Here is a 16,690-nt window from a genome sequence, read left to right as displayed (position 1 = left end):
GGGGATTTTTAATGATGAATTTGTTTAAATTGAAAAAAGATTTATTTTCTTTAGCTAAAATAAAACCTATTTTAGGATTAATAATATCTGTATCATTCCTACTTTCTGGGTGTGTTAAATATGATTTAGGCGTAAACTTTAATAGTGCTAATAACGGCGAATTAGTACAGCATATTAAATTATCTGACCAGCTAACCAGTTTTAGTGGTGATTATATTGATGAATGGTTAAAAAGTCTACAAAATCGGGCTAAAAAATTAGAAGGTTCTGCACAACGGGTTTCTCCAGAAGAAATTATCATCAAAATTCCTTTTAGTAGTGGCAAGGAATTACAAAATAAGTTTAGTGGATTTTTTAACTCCCATATAGATAATCAAGTTCTCAGTGATGATGAACTACCTCTTATTATTTCCAAATTAATAGTAAAAGATCACAATTTTTTACTATTATCTAGGAATCGGTTAATCTATGATTTAGATTTGCGGTCAATGTCTATGTTAACTAGCAAAACAAATACCTTAGAGGGTGCTAATTCTATTATTAACTTAGATTTTAGCTTACAGACTCCTTGGGGAGCTAAAGTTATTCAGCAAGATCAAGATTATATTCAACCAGAAAAGTATGGTAATCAATTGGTATGGCAACTTAAACCAGGTGAATCAACCCACATAGAAGTAGTTTTTTGGCTACCTAATTTTCTAGGAATTGGTGCTTTATTGATTATTTTCTTTGTCTGGGGTGGGTTATATCTCAGATATACATTGATGCCTGTTACTAACATTGAATTTGCATCAAAATAATCTAAACAAGATCCCCAATTTATTTAAGAAATTGGGGATCTATCACACATATCTAATGAGGAACAGCTAACCTTTCATTAGTGATTTGCACCAGAGTATTTTCCTCGATAACCTTCCTAAAGAAATCGCCGTCAATTGTTTCTTGTTCTGCCAACAAATCGACTAAACGCTCCAAAATAATGCGATGTTCTTGTAATAGTTCTTTGGCATGGTTATAAGAACTATTAATAATTTCCCGGACTTGAAGATCAATTTTAGCGGCGATTTTATCAGAATATTCTGATTTATTCATCCAGTCACGCCCTAAAAATACCTCAGAACTTTGATTTTCTAAAGATAGTGGACCCAAATCAGACATTCCAAACTTTGTTACCATTTGTCGTGCCAGATTTGTCACGTATTGGAGATCATTCCCCGCACCTGTGGTAACTTCTGGTTTACCAAAAACAATTTCTTCTGCTGCACGACCACCTAAAGCACCGGTGATTCGGGCGATAATTTGGGAACGGGAAATTAATCCTTGTTCTTCATTGGGAGTGAACCAAGTTAACCCCAGCGCTTGACCCCTGGGGATCAGGGTAACTTTTTGTACGGGATCATGGTCTTTAATCAGAGAACCTACTAGGGCGTGTCCGACTTCGTGATAGGCAATTAAACGCTTGTTTTTGCTATCTACCAAGGCTGTACCTTCCATGCCGGCAACCACCCGATCTATAGCATCATCAATTTCTAAAGTAGTAATTGCTTCTTTGCGTCGTCTGGCGGTGAGAATGGCTGCTTCGTTGAGGAGGTTGGCTAAATCTGCACCTGTAAATCCGGGAGTGCGACGAGCGATCGCCTCTGTAGATACAGTAGGAGCAATTTTTTTATTGCGGGCGTGGACTTGGAGAATTTCCAGCCGTCCTTTCAAGTCTGGTAAATCCACAATCACTTGGCGATCGAAGCGTCCCGGACGTAACAAGGCTGTATCTAAAACATCTGGGCGGTTGGTAGCAGCGATAATAATAATCCCTGTATTCCCTTCAAAACCATCCATTTCTGTTAGCAGTTGGTTGAGAGTTTGTTCTCGCTCATCATTACCTCCACCAATACCCGCACCTCGTTGTCTACCCACAGCGTCAATTTCGTCAATAAATATCAGACAAGGGGCGTTATCTTTGGCTTTTTTGAATAAATCCCGGACACGGGAAGCGCCGACTCCCACAAACATTTCCACAAATTCTGAGCCAGAAATGCTAAAAAAAGGTACACCAGCTTCCCCAGCGATCGCCTTTGCTAATAATGTTTTACCAGTACCAGGAGGGCCAATCAACAGCACACCTTTAGGAATCTTTGCACCCACAGCAGTAAATTTTTCCGGCTGTTTCAAAAAGGTAACAACTTCCTGTAATTCTTCCTTTGCTTCTTCTACCCCAGCCACTTCATCAAACTTTACCCCAGTTTTCGCTTCCATTTGAAAACGAGCGCGGGATTTACCAAAGTTCATCGCTTGGTTAGAAGCATTGGTAGAACGGCGCAGGAACAACAGCATTAACGCCACCAGTGGTAAAATCCACATCAGATTAATTAACAACCCAACAGCAGCCCTATTGTTAGCCGTAGAAACTTCAGCAAAATCAATTTTCTTCTGTTTAAGCTTGTTAATTAACTCAGTGTTTTCTCGCAACAGTTGTACCTGTACAGGTGGTGCATCAGGTTTGCGTCCAGACAAATATACTCTAGCTGTTTGTTCGGTTTGATCAAGTTCTACTTTTTTGATTTGGCCTTTTTCCACTTTTTGGAGTAATTCTCCATAGCTTAAAGTATTGCGCTCTGGTTTTTGGGCTAAAACGGGTGTACCCCCAACAACACTTGGGAAGATCATTAAACCAGCAGCTAAGACTCCTAACCAATTTGCACGCTTACTTTGACGCTGTTTGAGCAAATTTCTCTTTCCTAGATTTTCCATATATAATTTACCCTTTGTCTGTTCGCACAAGTTGAGCGCGGATTTTATGCCTATTCTTCTAACCAAAATAGCAATAACTGGAAATTACTGTTTTCTTATCTAGTTTAACTGTCCCTTCGCGGATTTTAAATAGACAACAGCAATTAAAGTTTTAAAGGAAAAGGATATAGCGGTATGCAGTTGAATGAGATACAACATTATCGGGGGAATCCATGCAAGACTTTCAACTCTGTTCCCTGTTCCCTCCTATAAGAGAGACTTTGTGATTCACAGGGGGAAAGAAGCATGGAAGCGGAGGGCCTGTAGAGTATTGATTTCCTTGCTTTTCAATAGCACCCATTTCCTTAACTCACATAAGGCGTAATATATTAAGATACCAAACCGGTTTGATAAGATTGAGTTGTTGTGAGCCAAGGTATCAAAAATTTCACGTATGTCAAATGTAAACAAGGGAGAAGGGTGCCAGGTGAAACAATTGATTATTAGTTCAATTCTTTATAGAAAAATATTTTATAATATTCTTCTAAGATATATAATCCCTGGTACCAAACCTGCAATACTTGGGTTTATTGTTGCCAATGTGCTATGTATCAATCAACAAGCAATGTCGGCGAGTGGCTATGCTAATGCACAAACTACCAGTCCTACTTCTTTACCGAGCGATGGTGCTTCTGTAAACCCATTACCATGGGATATACTAACCCAACCATCAGAGCCAGAACTATTAATTCCTCCTGCAAAACTGCTAGAACCACAAATTCCCGAACAAGACGATCCGAATCAGAAGTTTAAGATCGATCAGATTGAAGTTGTTGGTAGCACTGTATTCAAGCCAGAAGATTTTATTCCTGTCACATCTCAGTATGTCGGACGAGAACTGACATTTGTGGAGTTATTACAAGTTAAAGAAGCTATCACCAAACTCTATACAGATAAAGGTTATATAACAACAGGTGCCGTGATTACACCGCAGACTATAGAATCTGGGGTGATCAAAATTCAGGTAGTTGAAGGTAGTTTGCAAGAAATTAAAATTGTCGGGAATCGACGATTAAATAGTCAGTACATTAGATCCCGGATCAAACTTGGCGCTGGAAAACCCCTAAATGTACCCCATTTGCTAGAAAAATTACAACTGCTTCGACTCGATCCACGGATTCAAAACCTGTCGGCAGAATTGCAAACTGGTGTGACTCTAGGAACTAATGTGTTACAAGTCGATGTTAAAGAAGCGGACACGTTTAAACTTACAGCAACCCTAGATAATAGACGCTCACCTAGTGTAGGTAGTTTCCGTCGGGAAATAGACATACAAGAAGCTAATTTACTGGGTCTGGGTGATATACTGAGTGTAGGGTATGCCAACAGCGATGGTAGTAATGTAGTCAATCTCAATTACACCCTCCCAGTTAATGCCCATAACGGAACTGTATCCTTTGGTTATAACCAGGGATGGAATAATGTAATTGAAAAACCCTTCACTGTTCTTGATATTCAGTCAAGCAGTAAGTCTTATGACTTTAGTTATCGACAACCACTGGTGCAAACACCAACCAAAGAATTTGGAGTGGGGCTATCATTTTCCCGTCAGGAAAGCCAAACCAAATTAGGTATTGATAATATCGGGGGTTTTCCTTTATCTCCTGGTGCAGACGCAGATGGAAAGACGAAAATTTCTGCTCTGCGCTTTATCCAAGACTATACTCAACGTAGTAATAAGGAGGTTTTTGCAGCGCGATCGCAATTTAGTTTTGGAGTTGATTGGTTCGACGCAAATATCAATAACAACAATGCCCCAGATAGCCGCTTTTTTGCCTGGCGGGGACAAGGGCAATGGGTACGCCAATTGAAACCCGATACTCTGTTTTTAATCAGAGGAGATTTACAAGTAGCAGCAGATTCATTAGTACCCTTGGAGCAATTTGGTCTGGGGGGACAATTAAGTGTACGCGGTTATCGTCAGGATTCATTGCTTACAGATAATGGCGCATTATTATCCACAGAATTTCGGTTTCCTATTATCCGTGACCCAAACAGTAGAGGAGTGTTGCAAATAACACCTTTTATTGATATTGGCAAAGGTTGGAATCAAAATGGCGATAATCCATCACCAAATACACTTGTAGGTACAGGATTAGGACTGTTGTGGAAACAAGATGATAGTTTGTCAGTTCGCCTAGATTGGGGTATACCGCTTAATTCCGTTGAAGGAGAAAAGAATAGTCTTCAAGAAAACGGGCTATATTTCTCACTCAGTTATTCACCGTTTTAGAAGTGTGGGATTTCTAGGAAGTACAAATATTAACAATTAATTTGAGTGAGATTTGGGTTATGAGGGCATTAGCGAAGCTGACCAAAGGTATCGCCAAAGTGACAAACTGGAAAATTAACACATTATTGACAACGGGATTTTTAACATTGGGAATAGTGTCACCAGGAACGGCTCAAGTGACATCCGATGGGACAACTAACACCCTTGTCAACCAAAGTGGGAATAATTTTAATATTCTTAACGGTATAGATAAAGGTAATAATTTATTTCATAGCTTTAGTAATTTCTCTGTGCCTACAGGTGGTTCAGCAAATTTTGATTTAATTAGTACACCAAATATTACAACTATATTTAGTCGGGTGACAGGTGGAAATGTTTCCAATATTGATGGGTTGATTCAAACGCTTAATAGTAGTAATCCAGTAAGTTTATTTTTAATGAATCCAGCAGGGATTTTGTTTGGGCAAAATGCCAGTTTGAATATTGGCGGCTCATTTGTTGGTACGACTGCCAATACGATTAAGTTTGCTGATGAGACAGGATTTAGTGGAATTAACACCAACACAACTCCTTTATTGACTATGAGTGTCCCCATTGGATTACAGTTTGGCGACAATCCAGGAACTATTTCTGTTGAGGGAACAGGAAACAATCACATATTAAATGGTATATCTCCGATTTCGGGATTAACCAGTACCAATGGATTACAGCTATCATCTGGAAAAACACTAGCTTTGGTGGGTGGTAATCTCGTCCTCAATGGGAGCTTTCTGTCCGCACCAGGAGGACGCATTGAACTGGGAAGCGTCAATCAAGGCGATGTCAATATCAATGTCAATTCTTCAGCATTCACCCTGAGCTATCCTCGTGACAACTATAGCTTTGGTGATATTCAAATGAGCCAACGTGCTGTAGCGTCTGTGCGTGGCATCATTCCAGGAGCGATACAAGTTCAGGGAAAACAAATCAGTCTTCAAGACGGTTCTTTGGTGGTAGTACAAAATCTCGGTAGCCAGACTGCGGGTGATATTACTATCAATGCCACAGAGTCATTGCAAGTGATGGGTATGTCCTCAAACTTTCAAAGTTCCAGTGGTATCGTCAATGAAACTCTGCGAGTAGGAGCAGCAGGAAATATTGCTATTATCACCCCAAAACTCACCATTGATCGAGGTGCGATCGTGATTAACCGTACCTATAGTTTAGCACCCAGTGGTAATGTCGTAGTTAAAGCCAATGAAGTTTTAGTGGGTGGGATTCAACCGGGAAATCCTAATGCTAATCCGATATTTGGCGTGCTGATGGCTGCAACTTATGGTAACGGTCAAAGTGGAGATTTATTGCTTTCTAGCGATCGCCTATCAATTTTTGGTGGTGGTAATGTAGGTACGAGAAGCTTTCTTACAGGTAATGGTGGCAACGTTAAAATCAGTGCTGAAACTGTTGATATATCAAGCTTAAATACCCTCCCAGGGTCTTATTTAATTAGTCTGTTATCAGCTAATACTTTTGGCTCTGGGAATGCTGGCAATCTTCAGCTTAATACACGCAAACTGTCGATTCAAGATGGCGGTTTAGCTTCAGTTTCGACTGTGAATTTTGGCAACGCTGGCAACCTGACGATTAATGCCACTGAATCAATTGATGTAAATGGAATCAAAGACTCACAAAATCCTAGCTATATTGGAGCGATCGCTCGTCCATTAACTGTGTTTACAATTTCTGGTATCAGTGATAATAGCAACTCTACTGCCAAAGCCGGTAACATCACCATCAATACGCCTCAATTAACCGTTCGTAACCAGGGACAAGTTTTTACCCAAAACCAGATTCTAGGTGATGCCGGCACTTTAACAATTAACGCAAATACCTTACATCTGGACAATGGTGGTAGTCTTTCGGCATCTACAAAAGCAGGCGAAGGCGGTAACATCAATCTACAACTGCGGGATGTATTATTGATGCGTCAAGGCAGCTTGATTAATGCCGAAGCAGGTAGTAATGGCAATGGTGGCAACATCAACATTAACTCACCCAATGTGATTGGTCTAGAAAACAGCGATATTATCGCCAATGCAGTGCAAGGAAATGGTGGCAATATCGACATCACAACCCAAAGCATTATTGGTCTAGAATTCCGTAACACCCTCACCCCCAAAGATGACCTCACCAATGATATTACCGCCAGTTCCCAATTCAATCTTAACGGTACGGTGCAAATTAATAATGTTGATGTTGACCCCAACTCTGGCTTAGTGGAACTACCACAGAATCTCAATGACCCATCACAACAAATTACCAGTGCTTGTGATGTCAACCAAGGTAGTACGTTTGTCGCCACAGGCAGAGGTGGCATACCGCAAAATCCCACTCAGGAGGTGAGGAGTGATGTCTACAACGGGCGACACCTACGCACCTGGTCTGATATACGTGACATTTCTGCATACCGTAAAACTAGGGCAGTTAAAGTAGAAATTCCTCAGTCTCCAGAAGCCCTTGTGCAAGCAACAAATTGGCGACGCAATGCCCAGGGAAAAGTAGAATTATTTGCCGATAAATTTCCTGTTATCCAACAAAAATTAACTTGTGCTACTGTTTCCAAAGGAGGTTTTGGGTTATGAGGGCATTAGCGAAGCTGACCAAAGGTATCGCCAAAGTGACAAACTGGAAAATTAACACATTATTGACAACGGGATTTTTAACATTGGGAATAGTGTCACCAGGAACGGCTCAAGTGACATCCGATGGGACAACTAACACCCTTGTCAACCAAAGTGGGAATAATTTTAATATTCTTAACGGTATAGATAAAGGTAATAATTTATTTCATAGCTTTAGTAATTTCTCTGTGCCTACAGGTGGTTCAGCAAATTTTGATTTAATTAATACACCAAATATTACAACTATATTTAGTCGGGTGACAGGTGGAAATGTTTCCAATATTGATGGGTTGATTCAAACTCTTAATAGTAGTAATCCAGTAAGTTTATTTTTAATGAATCCAGCAGGGATTTTGTTTGGGCAAAATGCCAGTTTGAATATTGGCGGCTCCTTTGTGGGGACAACGGCAAACAGTATCAATTTTGCTGATGGAATAGAGTTTAGTGCAGTGAATGGAAATAATTCACCATTGTTAACAATGAGCGTACCCATTGGTTTGCAATTAAGTGATTCTACCAGTCAGATTCAGGTGCAGGGTCAGGGTAATGATAGCATTGTTCCTACAAATAACTTGGGAATAGTAGCCTCTCCGGGAAAAACCATTGCCTTAGTTGGAGGAGATGTCACGTTTACGGGCGGTGTGATTACTGGCCTTGCAGGTCGAATTGAAGTGGGTGCAGTAGGTAGTGGAACTGTAAATTTGACTCCTACACCTGCAGGATGGCAATTAGGTTATGCACAAATTGAAAATTTTCGAGATATAAAATTCATCGGGCGTTCTTCTCTGTGGAATCCCGATGCTGTGGGCAATCCTTTTGGGGGTATTCAGGTTGTGGGGCGAGATATCACCTTGGATCAATCCCAACTTGCCGCCGCCACAGTAGGAACTGGGCAAGGTGGTAATATTACAGTGAATGCACAGCGATCGCTCTTTTTGGGTGGTATAAATCCTTCTGCTCAAGCTCCCAGCGCCTGGATTGTCAATCAGGTAACTCCTGGAGCAACTGGAAACGGGGGATCAGTAAAAATTCAAGCAGGTAATTTGACTTTGCAAGATGGTGCAGGCATTGAAACTCTTAGCTTAGGTGCAGGAGCCGCAGGTAAGGTAGAAGTGGTAGCAGATACCATTGCTGCTAGTGGTATCTTTGCTCTGCAATCTCCTTTCTTCGGATCTGCTAATATTAATAGTCGTATCGCCAGTCAAGTCTATGGAGCAGGAAATGGGGGAGATGTTGCCCTGGTAGCTCGAAAACTTATACTAGAAGATGGTGCTTCACTTATAACAACCGTATTTCCTGGAGCAACTGGACGGGGTGGAAATATTTCGGTTGATGGCGCAGATGAGATTTATGCCTTGGGATTGAATGCCATTGGGTCTCAGCCCAGTGGTATCAACACTCTCACATTTGGGTTTGGTAATAGTGGAAATATCAGGGTTTCTTCAGGTAAATTAAATCTGATTGATGGGGGAACAATTAGTACAATTACTTCTCGCTTGACAGGTATCCCTGATAGGGGAATTGGCAACGCTGGAGATATTACGTTAGTTGTGGAGGAATCTAGCAATTTAGTCGGAGTCTCACCCATTTCTCCCGCTCAAAACAGTTTTATTGGCAGTCTCAGCACTAGCTCTGGCAATACTGGCAATGTGTTAATAACAACACCAATACTATCTGTCCAAGATGGCGCTACCTTTGGAGTGATTACTGTACCCGTGATTGGTGGACTCGGAGACCCCAACCGACTTAGTAATCTGGGAAGCAATGGCTCTGTTACTTTAAATATAAGCGATCGCTTAATCATTAGTGGACTCAATCCGATCACTGGCAGCAGTAGTGTTTTAAATAGCGTCAACTATAGCAGCGCCAAACCTGGAGAGGTAACAATCACAACTAATCAATTGCTCGTTCTGAATGGTGGGATCATCAGCAACTCGACCGTGGGAACTGGTGATGCGGGGACTTTAACAATCCAAGCCAATGACATTCTGATAGATGGTGAAAATAATTTTGCAGCGATTATTGCTAATGCCTCTCTTTTGGATGCCACTAATCGTAGCTTGTTTAAGCTTCCAGACTCTCCCACCGGTAACACAGGTGTAATCAACATCAATACTCAGCAATTAACCCTCCGTAATCGAGGTTTTATCAGCGTTACTCATCAAGGTATTGGCAATGCAGGTGAATTAAACATCCAAACTGACCGATTATTTTTAAATGCTGGGGCAATTACTGCAACTACGGCATCTGGAAAAGGCGGTAACATCAATCTAGCATCAACAAATACATTTTTAAGTCGTAATGGCAGTCAAATTAATGTCGAAGCAGGTAGTAATGGTGATGGTGGCAACATTAACATCAATGCTCCCGTGATTGTTGGGTTAGAAAACAGCGATATTATTGCTAACGCTTTGAATGGTGATGGTGGCAATATCAACATTACTACTCAAGGTATATTTGGGCTGAAATTCCGTAGTCAACTCACTCCAGAAAACGATATTACAGCGAGTTCTCAATTTGGTGTGAGTGGTACAGTGCAAGTTAATACAGTTGGCGTTGACCCCAATTCCGGTTTAGTAGAATTACCAGAGAATGTCACCGACTCCTCGCAACAAATAGTTACAGGATGTGCAGACACCAGTGGTAGTAGTTTTGTGGCTACAGGACGGGGTGGCATACCGCAAAATCCCACACAGGAAGTGAGGAGCGATGTCTACAACGGGCTACACCTACGCACCTGGTCTGATATACGTGACATTTCTGCATATCGTAAAACTAGGGCAGTTAAAGTAGAAATTCCTCAGTCTCCAGAAACCCTTGTTCAAGCAACAAATTGGGGACGCAATGCCCAGGGAAAAGTAGAATTATTTGCCGATAAATTTCCTGTTAGCCAGGAAAAATTAACTTGTGCTACTGTTTCCAAAGGAGGTTTTGGGTTATGAGGGCATTAGCGAAGCTGACCAAAGGTATCGCCAAAGTGACAAACTGGAAAATTAACACATTATTGACAACGGGATTTTTAACATTGGGAATAGTGTCACCAGGAACGGCTCAAGTGACATCCGATGGGACAACTAACACCCTTGTCAACCAAAGTGGGAATAATTTTAATATTCTTAACGGTATAGATAAAGGTAATAATTTATTTCATAGCTTTAGTAATTTCTCTGTGCCTACGGGTGGTTCAGCAAATTTTGATTTAATTAATACACCAAATATTACAACTATATTTAGCCGGGTGACAGGTGGAAATATTTCTCATATTGATGGGTTGATTCAAACGACAAATAGTAGTAATCCAGTAAGTTTATTTTTAATGAATCCCAATGGAATTATGTTTGGGCAAAATGCCAGTCTGAATATTGGTGGTTCCTTTGTAGCGACAACTGCCAACACTATTAAATTTGCTGATGGTACTGAGTTTGGGACAACTGATTCTACTACTGTGCCGCTACTGACGATCGCTGTCCCCATTGGTTTACAATTCGGGCAAGATTCAGCCACCATCACCAACCATGCTAATCTTTCGGCAAACCAGGGTTTAACTTTAGCTGCTAATACAGTCCTGAGTGACGGTGCGATCGCTGCTCCCCATGGCGCAGTGACGATTCAAGCCACCACTGGCGATGCTCAGTTACAAGCGATTGCATCTCGCAGTGTGGACATCACCACCCAAGGCAATGTCACCGTTGGCGCAATCAACACGAATAGCTCAACCGAGAGCGGTGGACTGGTTAATATTCAAGCTGGTCGAGCAATAACCGTCAATGACACCATTAATACAGGTTCTACTGCCACCATCGGCAACGCTGGTAATGTCTCCCTATCTTCTGGTGGCGACCTCATCCTTCAATCTATCAATGCTTCTGTCGGAGAGAAGTCCGGTAGCACCAAAACCGACGGCAACGGTGGGGACATCAGTTTGCAAAGTGGCAATCATCTTCTTGTCCAAGACAGCGCAACTATTGAGACCCGCAATAGCCGGAATCAGGGCGTTGGCAATAGTGGTGCTGTGAACATCGTGACGCGATCGCTGAGTCAATACGGCACAGTTTTCACTGATACCAGAGGAAAAGGTGATGCGGGAAAAATTACAGTGCAAGCTGCCGATCTAATTTTGATCCAAGGCAAAGAAGGAGGAACTCGTTCAGGATTTTCAGCGGCGGTGGATCGGGGCGCGATCGGTAATGCCAACGACATTCAAATCAAGGCTGGGTCATTGACAATGGGAGATGTCACCCTGTTATCAACTAACACCTTTGGGACAGGTAATGCCGGTCATATTGACGTGCAGACGGAGGATTTGATTTCCTTGTATGGACGTGTCAATATCTTCTCCAATGTAGAAAGCGGTGCGATCGGCAATAGTGCCGGAATTAGTTTAAAAGCAGACTCTCTGACCGCAGAATTTATTGACTTCACTAAAGCCCCCAATATTTTCTCATCCGTACTGGGCGAAGGCAACGGTGGCGACATCAGCCTTCAGATACGTGACTCGATTTCTCTGAGTGGTGCTAGGATTCGCGCCCTTGTCGATGGAAACGGCAAAGGAGTGGGTGGCAATATTGATATTCGGGTAGGGGGCGCGCTCTATGCCAACAACAACACCCTAATCAATACCCGAGCCAGCACTTTTGGTAAAGCGGGAAATATCAATATTCAAGCCGACTCGATCACCTTAGACGGCGTACTCCCTGCCGAAGGATTTCCCACAACCATCAACACTTCAACCCGCAGTGCCAATGCTGGCGGTCAGATCACCCTAACGAGTCGAACATTTTCGCTCTTGAATGGGGCGCGTCTAGATACCAATACTTTAAATTCTGGAGATGCCGGCGATGTGAATATTCAAGCCAGGGAATTTGTGTTATTAGATGGCGTAGAACAGACCGATCCCGCCTTCTTTATCTCTGGAAACCGGAATATTTCAGACGGTCGTGTACCCAGTTTTATTCGGAGCGAAGTTCAGGGAGTTAACGCCACTGGCAATGGTGGCAATATCAAAATTCAAACACCTGTGTTAATTGTTAGCAATGGAGCTTACATTAGTTCTAGTTCCACTGGCCAAGGTAGTGCTGGCAATGTTGAGATTACCTCTGATGCTGTGACATTTGCGGGGGTTGGGCGATCGCCTCTCCTCAACAGTGATCCAAACCCAAACTTTCCTAGTGGCGCTTTTAGCTTGGCCACAGCAAACGGTAATGGTGGGAATATCACCATTAAGTCCAGTGATTCCGTTTCGATTAACAGCGGCGCTCAATTGTCCGTGAGTAGTAGTGGAACAGGGAGTGCGGGAAATTTAGATATTCAGAGCAACCGGTTACAACTCAAGCAGAGCAGTTTGCAAGCAGAAGCGGTTGCAGGTAGCCAAGGCAATATTTTCATAGACTCCGACCTGCTCTTGATGCTTCAAGGTAGCCAAATTACAGCCAACGCTAAGGAAGATGCGAACGGAGGTAACATCACAATTAATGCTCCGCTCATTCTGGGTTGGGAAAATAGTGATATCGTGGCGAGTGCATTCAAAGGTAAAGGTGGTAATATCCAAATTAAAACTCAGGGCATCTTTGGACTTGAGTTTCGTTCCCAAATCACAGAAGAAAGTGATATCACTGCCAGTTCTCAATTTGGTGTTAGCGGTACAGTCGATATTGATAACTTTGGTATTGACCCCAATTCCGGTTTAGTGGAATTACCAGAGAATGTCACCGACTCCTCGCAACAAATAGCTACAGGATGTGCCGACACCAGTGGTAGTAGTTTTGTGGCTACAGGACGGGGTGGCATACCCCAAAATCCTACACAGGAAGTGAGGAGCGATGTCTACGACGGGCTACACCTACGCACCTGGTCTGATATACGTGACATTTCTGCATACCGTAAAACTAGGGCAGTTAAAGTCCAAATTCCTCAATCTCCAGAAGCCCTTGTTCAAGCAACAAATTGGCGACGCAATGCCCAGGGAAAAGTAGAATTATTTGCCGATAAATTTCCTGTTAGCCAGGAAAAATTAACTTGTACTACTGTTTCCAAAGGAGGTTTTGGGTTATGAGGGCATTAGCGAAGCTGACCAAAGGTATTGCCAAAATGACAAACTGGAAAATTAACACATTATTGACAACGGGATTTTTAACATTGGGAATAGTGTCACCAGGAACGGCTCAAGTGACATCCGATGGGACAACTAACACCCTTGTCAACCAAAGTGGGAATAATTTTAATATTCTTAACGGTATAGATAAAGGTAATAATTTATTTCATAGCTTTAGTAATTTCTCTGTGCCTACAGGTGGTTCAGCAAATTTTGATTTAATTAGTACACCAAATATTACAACTATATTTAGCCGGGTGACAGGTGGAAATATATCTCAGATTGATGGCTTGATTAAAACTCTTGGTGGTAATCATCCAGTGAGTTTGTTTTTGATCAATCCCAACGGGATGATGTTTGGGCAAAATGCCAAGTTGGATATTAGCGGTTCGTTTGTGGGGACGACGGCCACTAGTATTAAGTTTGCCGATGGCACAGAGTTTAGTACCGTCAATGCCAGTAGTCCACCATTATTAACAACGAGTGTACCCATTGGTTTACAGATGGGGTCTAGTGCCAGTCCCATTACGGTACAAGCCAGACCATTACAAGTGGGTACGGGGCAAAGTTTGGTATTATTGGGAGGCGACATTGACCTCAATGGTACGGGCAGTGCCAGGATTCTCGCAACGGATGGGCAGGTGATACTTGGCAGTGTTGCAGCTGAGAATTTCGTTCCCTTGAGCTTCAGTAACGCCCGATTTAACTTTGATTTTAGCGGCATTCCCACCTTCCAAACAGTGCAACTACGAAATGGATTTATTGTAGATGTCAGTAGCACTAGGGGAGGCAATATTCAGATTCAGGGGCGACAAGTCAATATAACGGGAAATTCTCAATTAATGGCCAATAGCACAGGCGACACCGCCGATGGGGAAGGGGTTGTGGTGCGTGCCTCTGATGGCTTGAACGTCGTAGATAGTGAAATACGAGTGCAATTGACCGAAGATGCCCAAGGGCGGGGTGGAAACATCACACTGGCTGCTCCTGTTATGCAAATTACAGGCAATTCTAACATCACAACCGAATTAATCGGAAAAGAAACCTTTGGTACATTAGGACTAGACAAGGGTAGCAATATTACCATTACATCTCAGGATTTTTTGCTCCTTGGCAATGCTACCTCAAGAACTGGTACGGGAACTGCCAGGATCAGAACCCAGGGTCAAGGAGGTGTCGGTCGTGTAGGGGATATCAGAATTACAGCTGATCGTGTCCGCCTTTTGAATAACGCCCGTGTCATTACAGATGTAACCTGGACTCCAGTAGGTGGAAAAGCCCAGGCAGGAGACGTGGTTGTGAATGCAGGGGATCTGGAAATCAGTGGCTCTAGCTCCTCACTGATCAATAGTTGGATTTCGTCCACACTCGAACGCGAGACATCTGGATGGGGGGGTAATATTGAGATCAATGCTAGTCGCTCCGTTCGGCTTTCTGACAGTGGAACCATTCGGGCAGATAGTTTTGGCAATGGCAACGCCAGTAATATTAGCATACGCACCCCAGACCTAGAAATTGTGGGAACTAACGGACTGCTCCGGCAATCTCGTATATCTTCGTCTACGGCAATATTTGCTGCTGATCCAGGCTTTCAGGCAGGAGATATCCAAATTGAAACACAGCGACTAAGATTGTTGGATGGTGGTTCGTTGCTGGTCAGTAGTGCGACAAAAAGCTCTAGTGGTAGCATCAACATTAAAGCTACAGAATCTATAGAGGTGATAGGGGCTGTACTTGATAACAGGGAACGCTTGAGAATCAGTGGGATTGATGCCAGTAGCCAGGGAGAACCCTTACCCGATGGTGATCTGGGCAATATTTCCCGCATTAATATTACAACGGATACACTGCGGGTTCTCAACAGTGGCGCAATTAAATCTTCTGTGACGGGCGATCGCATTGGTGGTGATATCAGTATTAATGCCAATACCATTGAAGTTGGTGATCGAGCAGTACAACTCGACACGATGCCACCTAGCGAAATATCCTCTGCGGCCAGCAATCCCTTGACACCCGGAGCGGGCATTGCTGGTAATATATCGTTGACGACTAATCAGTTACTAGTTAGGGATGGTGGATTAATTTCGGTCAGTGGGAAAGACCAAGCACAAGCCGGAAATTTGCAAATTATGGCGACACAAAATATTAACCTAGCTCAAAATAGTAGTTTGAGTGCGGTATCAAGTGTGGGTGATGGTGGCAATATCAATATCGATCTCAACTCATCAGGATTGCTATACCTGCGGGATCTGAGTCAAATCAGCACCGAAGCAGAAGGCAATGGTAATGGTGGCAATATCAACATCAATGATGCTTTATTTGTGCTGGGATTAGAAAATAGCGATATCGTCGCCAATGCTTTCCAAGGTCGCGGTGGCAACATTGACATCAGCACTCAAGGTATCATTGGTCTAAAATTCCGCAACACTCTCACCCCCAAAGAAGACCTCACCAACGACATTACAGCTAGTTCTGAGTTCAACGTCAACGGCACTGTGCAAATTAATAATATCGGCGTTGACCCCAATTCTGGTTTAGTGGCATTACCTGAAAATGTTACAGACTCATCCCAACAAATAGCTACAGGTTGTGCTGATACTATTGGTAGTAGTTTTGTCGCCACGGGACGGGGTGGGATACCGCAAAATCCTACACAGGAAGTAACGAGCGATGTCTACGACGGGCTACACCTACGCACTTGGTCTGATATACGTGACATTTCTGCATACCGTGAAACTAGGGTAGTTAAAGTACAAATTCCTCAATCTCTAGAAGTTTTTGTGCAAGCCACAGGTTGGCGACGTAGTGCTAATGGCAAAATCGAGATATTTGCAGATAAATCTCCTACTCAAAAACAACAAATATTAACTTGTGCCGCTGTTTCTAGATAATATATTAAGAGTCATCAACGGCAATAAT

The 16,690-nt window shown here is 42.6% G+C and carries 7 protein-coding genes; 6 read left to right on the top strand and 1 reads right to left on the bottom strand.

The window, feature by feature from the left end; all coding sequences use genetic code 11:
- Positions 1-14: 14 nt before the first annotated feature.
- Positions 15-800 carry a DUF3153 domain-containing protein gene (locus tag VB711_RS11155; RefSeq protein WP_323286140.1) on the top strand — a complete coding sequence of 262 codons (786 nt, stop codon included), beginning with the start codon at positions 15-17 and terminating at the stop codon, positions 798-800.
- Between the two features lie 52 nt (positions 801-852).
- On the opposite strand, the gene ftsH is transcribed toward VB711_RS11155, so the two are convergent.
- The gene (gene ftsH / locus VB711_RS11150; protein WP_323286042.1) at positions 853-2,748 is read right to left on the bottom strand and encodes an ATP-dependent zinc metalloprotease FtsH; all 1,896 of its coding nucleotides are present in this window, start codon (positions 2,746-2,748) and stop codon (positions 853-855) included.
- 604 nt (positions 2,749-3,352) lie between these two features.
- Here ftsH and VB711_RS11145 point away from each other — a divergent pair.
- Genes VB711_RS11145 through VB711_RS11125 form a run of 5 tightly spaced genes read left to right on the top strand, consistent with a single transcriptional unit; the run spans position 3,353 to position 16,662 of the window.
- The gene (locus VB711_RS11145; RefSeq protein ID WP_323286138.1) at positions 3,353-5,020 is read left to right on the top strand and encodes a ShlB/FhaC/HecB family hemolysin secretion/activation protein; all 1,668 of its coding nucleotides are present in this window, start codon (positions 3,353-3,355) and stop codon (positions 5,018-5,020) included.
- 59 nt (positions 5,021-5,079) lie between these two features.
- Positions 5,080-7,641: an S-layer family protein gene (locus VB711_RS11140; RefSeq protein WP_323286041.1), complete on the top strand. Its 2,562-nt coding sequence runs from the start codon at positions 5,080-5,082 to the stop codon at positions 7,639-7,641.
- The gene (locus VB711_RS11135; RefSeq protein WP_323286039.1) at positions 7,638-10,622 is read left to right on the top strand and encodes an S-layer family protein; all 2,985 of its coding nucleotides are present in this window, start codon (positions 7,638-7,640) and stop codon (positions 10,620-10,622) included. The genes VB711_RS11140 and VB711_RS11135 overlap by 4 nt, the downstream gene beginning before the upstream one ends.
- Positions 10,619-13,732 (top strand): S-layer family protein, encoded by a 3,114-nt coding sequence (locus VB711_RS11130; RefSeq protein WP_323286038.1) that lies wholly within the window; start codon positions 10,619-10,621, stop codon positions 13,730-13,732. The genes VB711_RS11135 and VB711_RS11130 overlap by 4 nt, the downstream gene beginning before the upstream one ends.
- A complete protein-coding gene (locus tag VB711_RS11125; protein ID WP_323286037.1) occupies positions 13,729-16,662 on the top strand; it encodes an S-layer family protein in 2,934 nt (977 codons plus the stop codon). Before VB711_RS11130 ends, VB711_RS11125 begins: the two co-directional genes overlap by 4 nt.
- Positions 16,663-16,690 lie beyond the last annotated feature (28 nt).

This window comes from Cronbergia sp. UHCC 0137 (assembly GCF_034932285.1).
Lineage (GTDB): Bacteria > Cyanobacteriota > Cyanobacteriia > Cyanobacteriales > Nostocaceae > Cronbergia.
Note: the sequence above shows the minus strand (reverse complement) of the source record. Positions and strands in the feature narration are given on the sequence as shown.

What these genes read in the sequence shown, in the direction of transcription:
- VB711_RS11155 (WP_323286140.1), top strand. Translation starts at nt 15, where the DNA reads ATGAATTTGTTTAAATTGAAAAAAGATTTATTTTCTTTAGCTAAAATA.
- ftsH (WP_323286042.1), bottom strand. Translation starts at nt 2,748, where the DNA reads ATGGAAAATCTAGGAAAGAGAAATTTGCTCAAACAGCGTCAAAGTAAG.
- VB711_RS11145 (WP_323286138.1), top strand. Translation starts at nt 3,353, where the DNA reads ATGTCGGCGAGTGGCTATGCTAATGCACAAACTACCAGTCCTACTTCT.
- VB711_RS11140 (WP_323286041.1), top strand. Translation starts at nt 5,080, where the DNA reads ATGAGGGCATTAGCGAAGCTGACCAAAGGTATCGCCAAAGTGACAAAC.
- VB711_RS11135 (WP_323286039.1), top strand. Translation starts at nt 7,638, where the DNA reads ATGAGGGCATTAGCGAAGCTGACCAAAGGTATCGCCAAAGTGACAAAC.
- VB711_RS11130 (WP_323286038.1), top strand. Translation starts at nt 10,619, where the DNA reads ATGAGGGCATTAGCGAAGCTGACCAAAGGTATCGCCAAAGTGACAAAC.
- VB711_RS11125 (WP_323286037.1), top strand. Translation starts at nt 13,729, where the DNA reads ATGAGGGCATTAGCGAAGCTGACCAAAGGTATTGCCAAAATGACAAAC.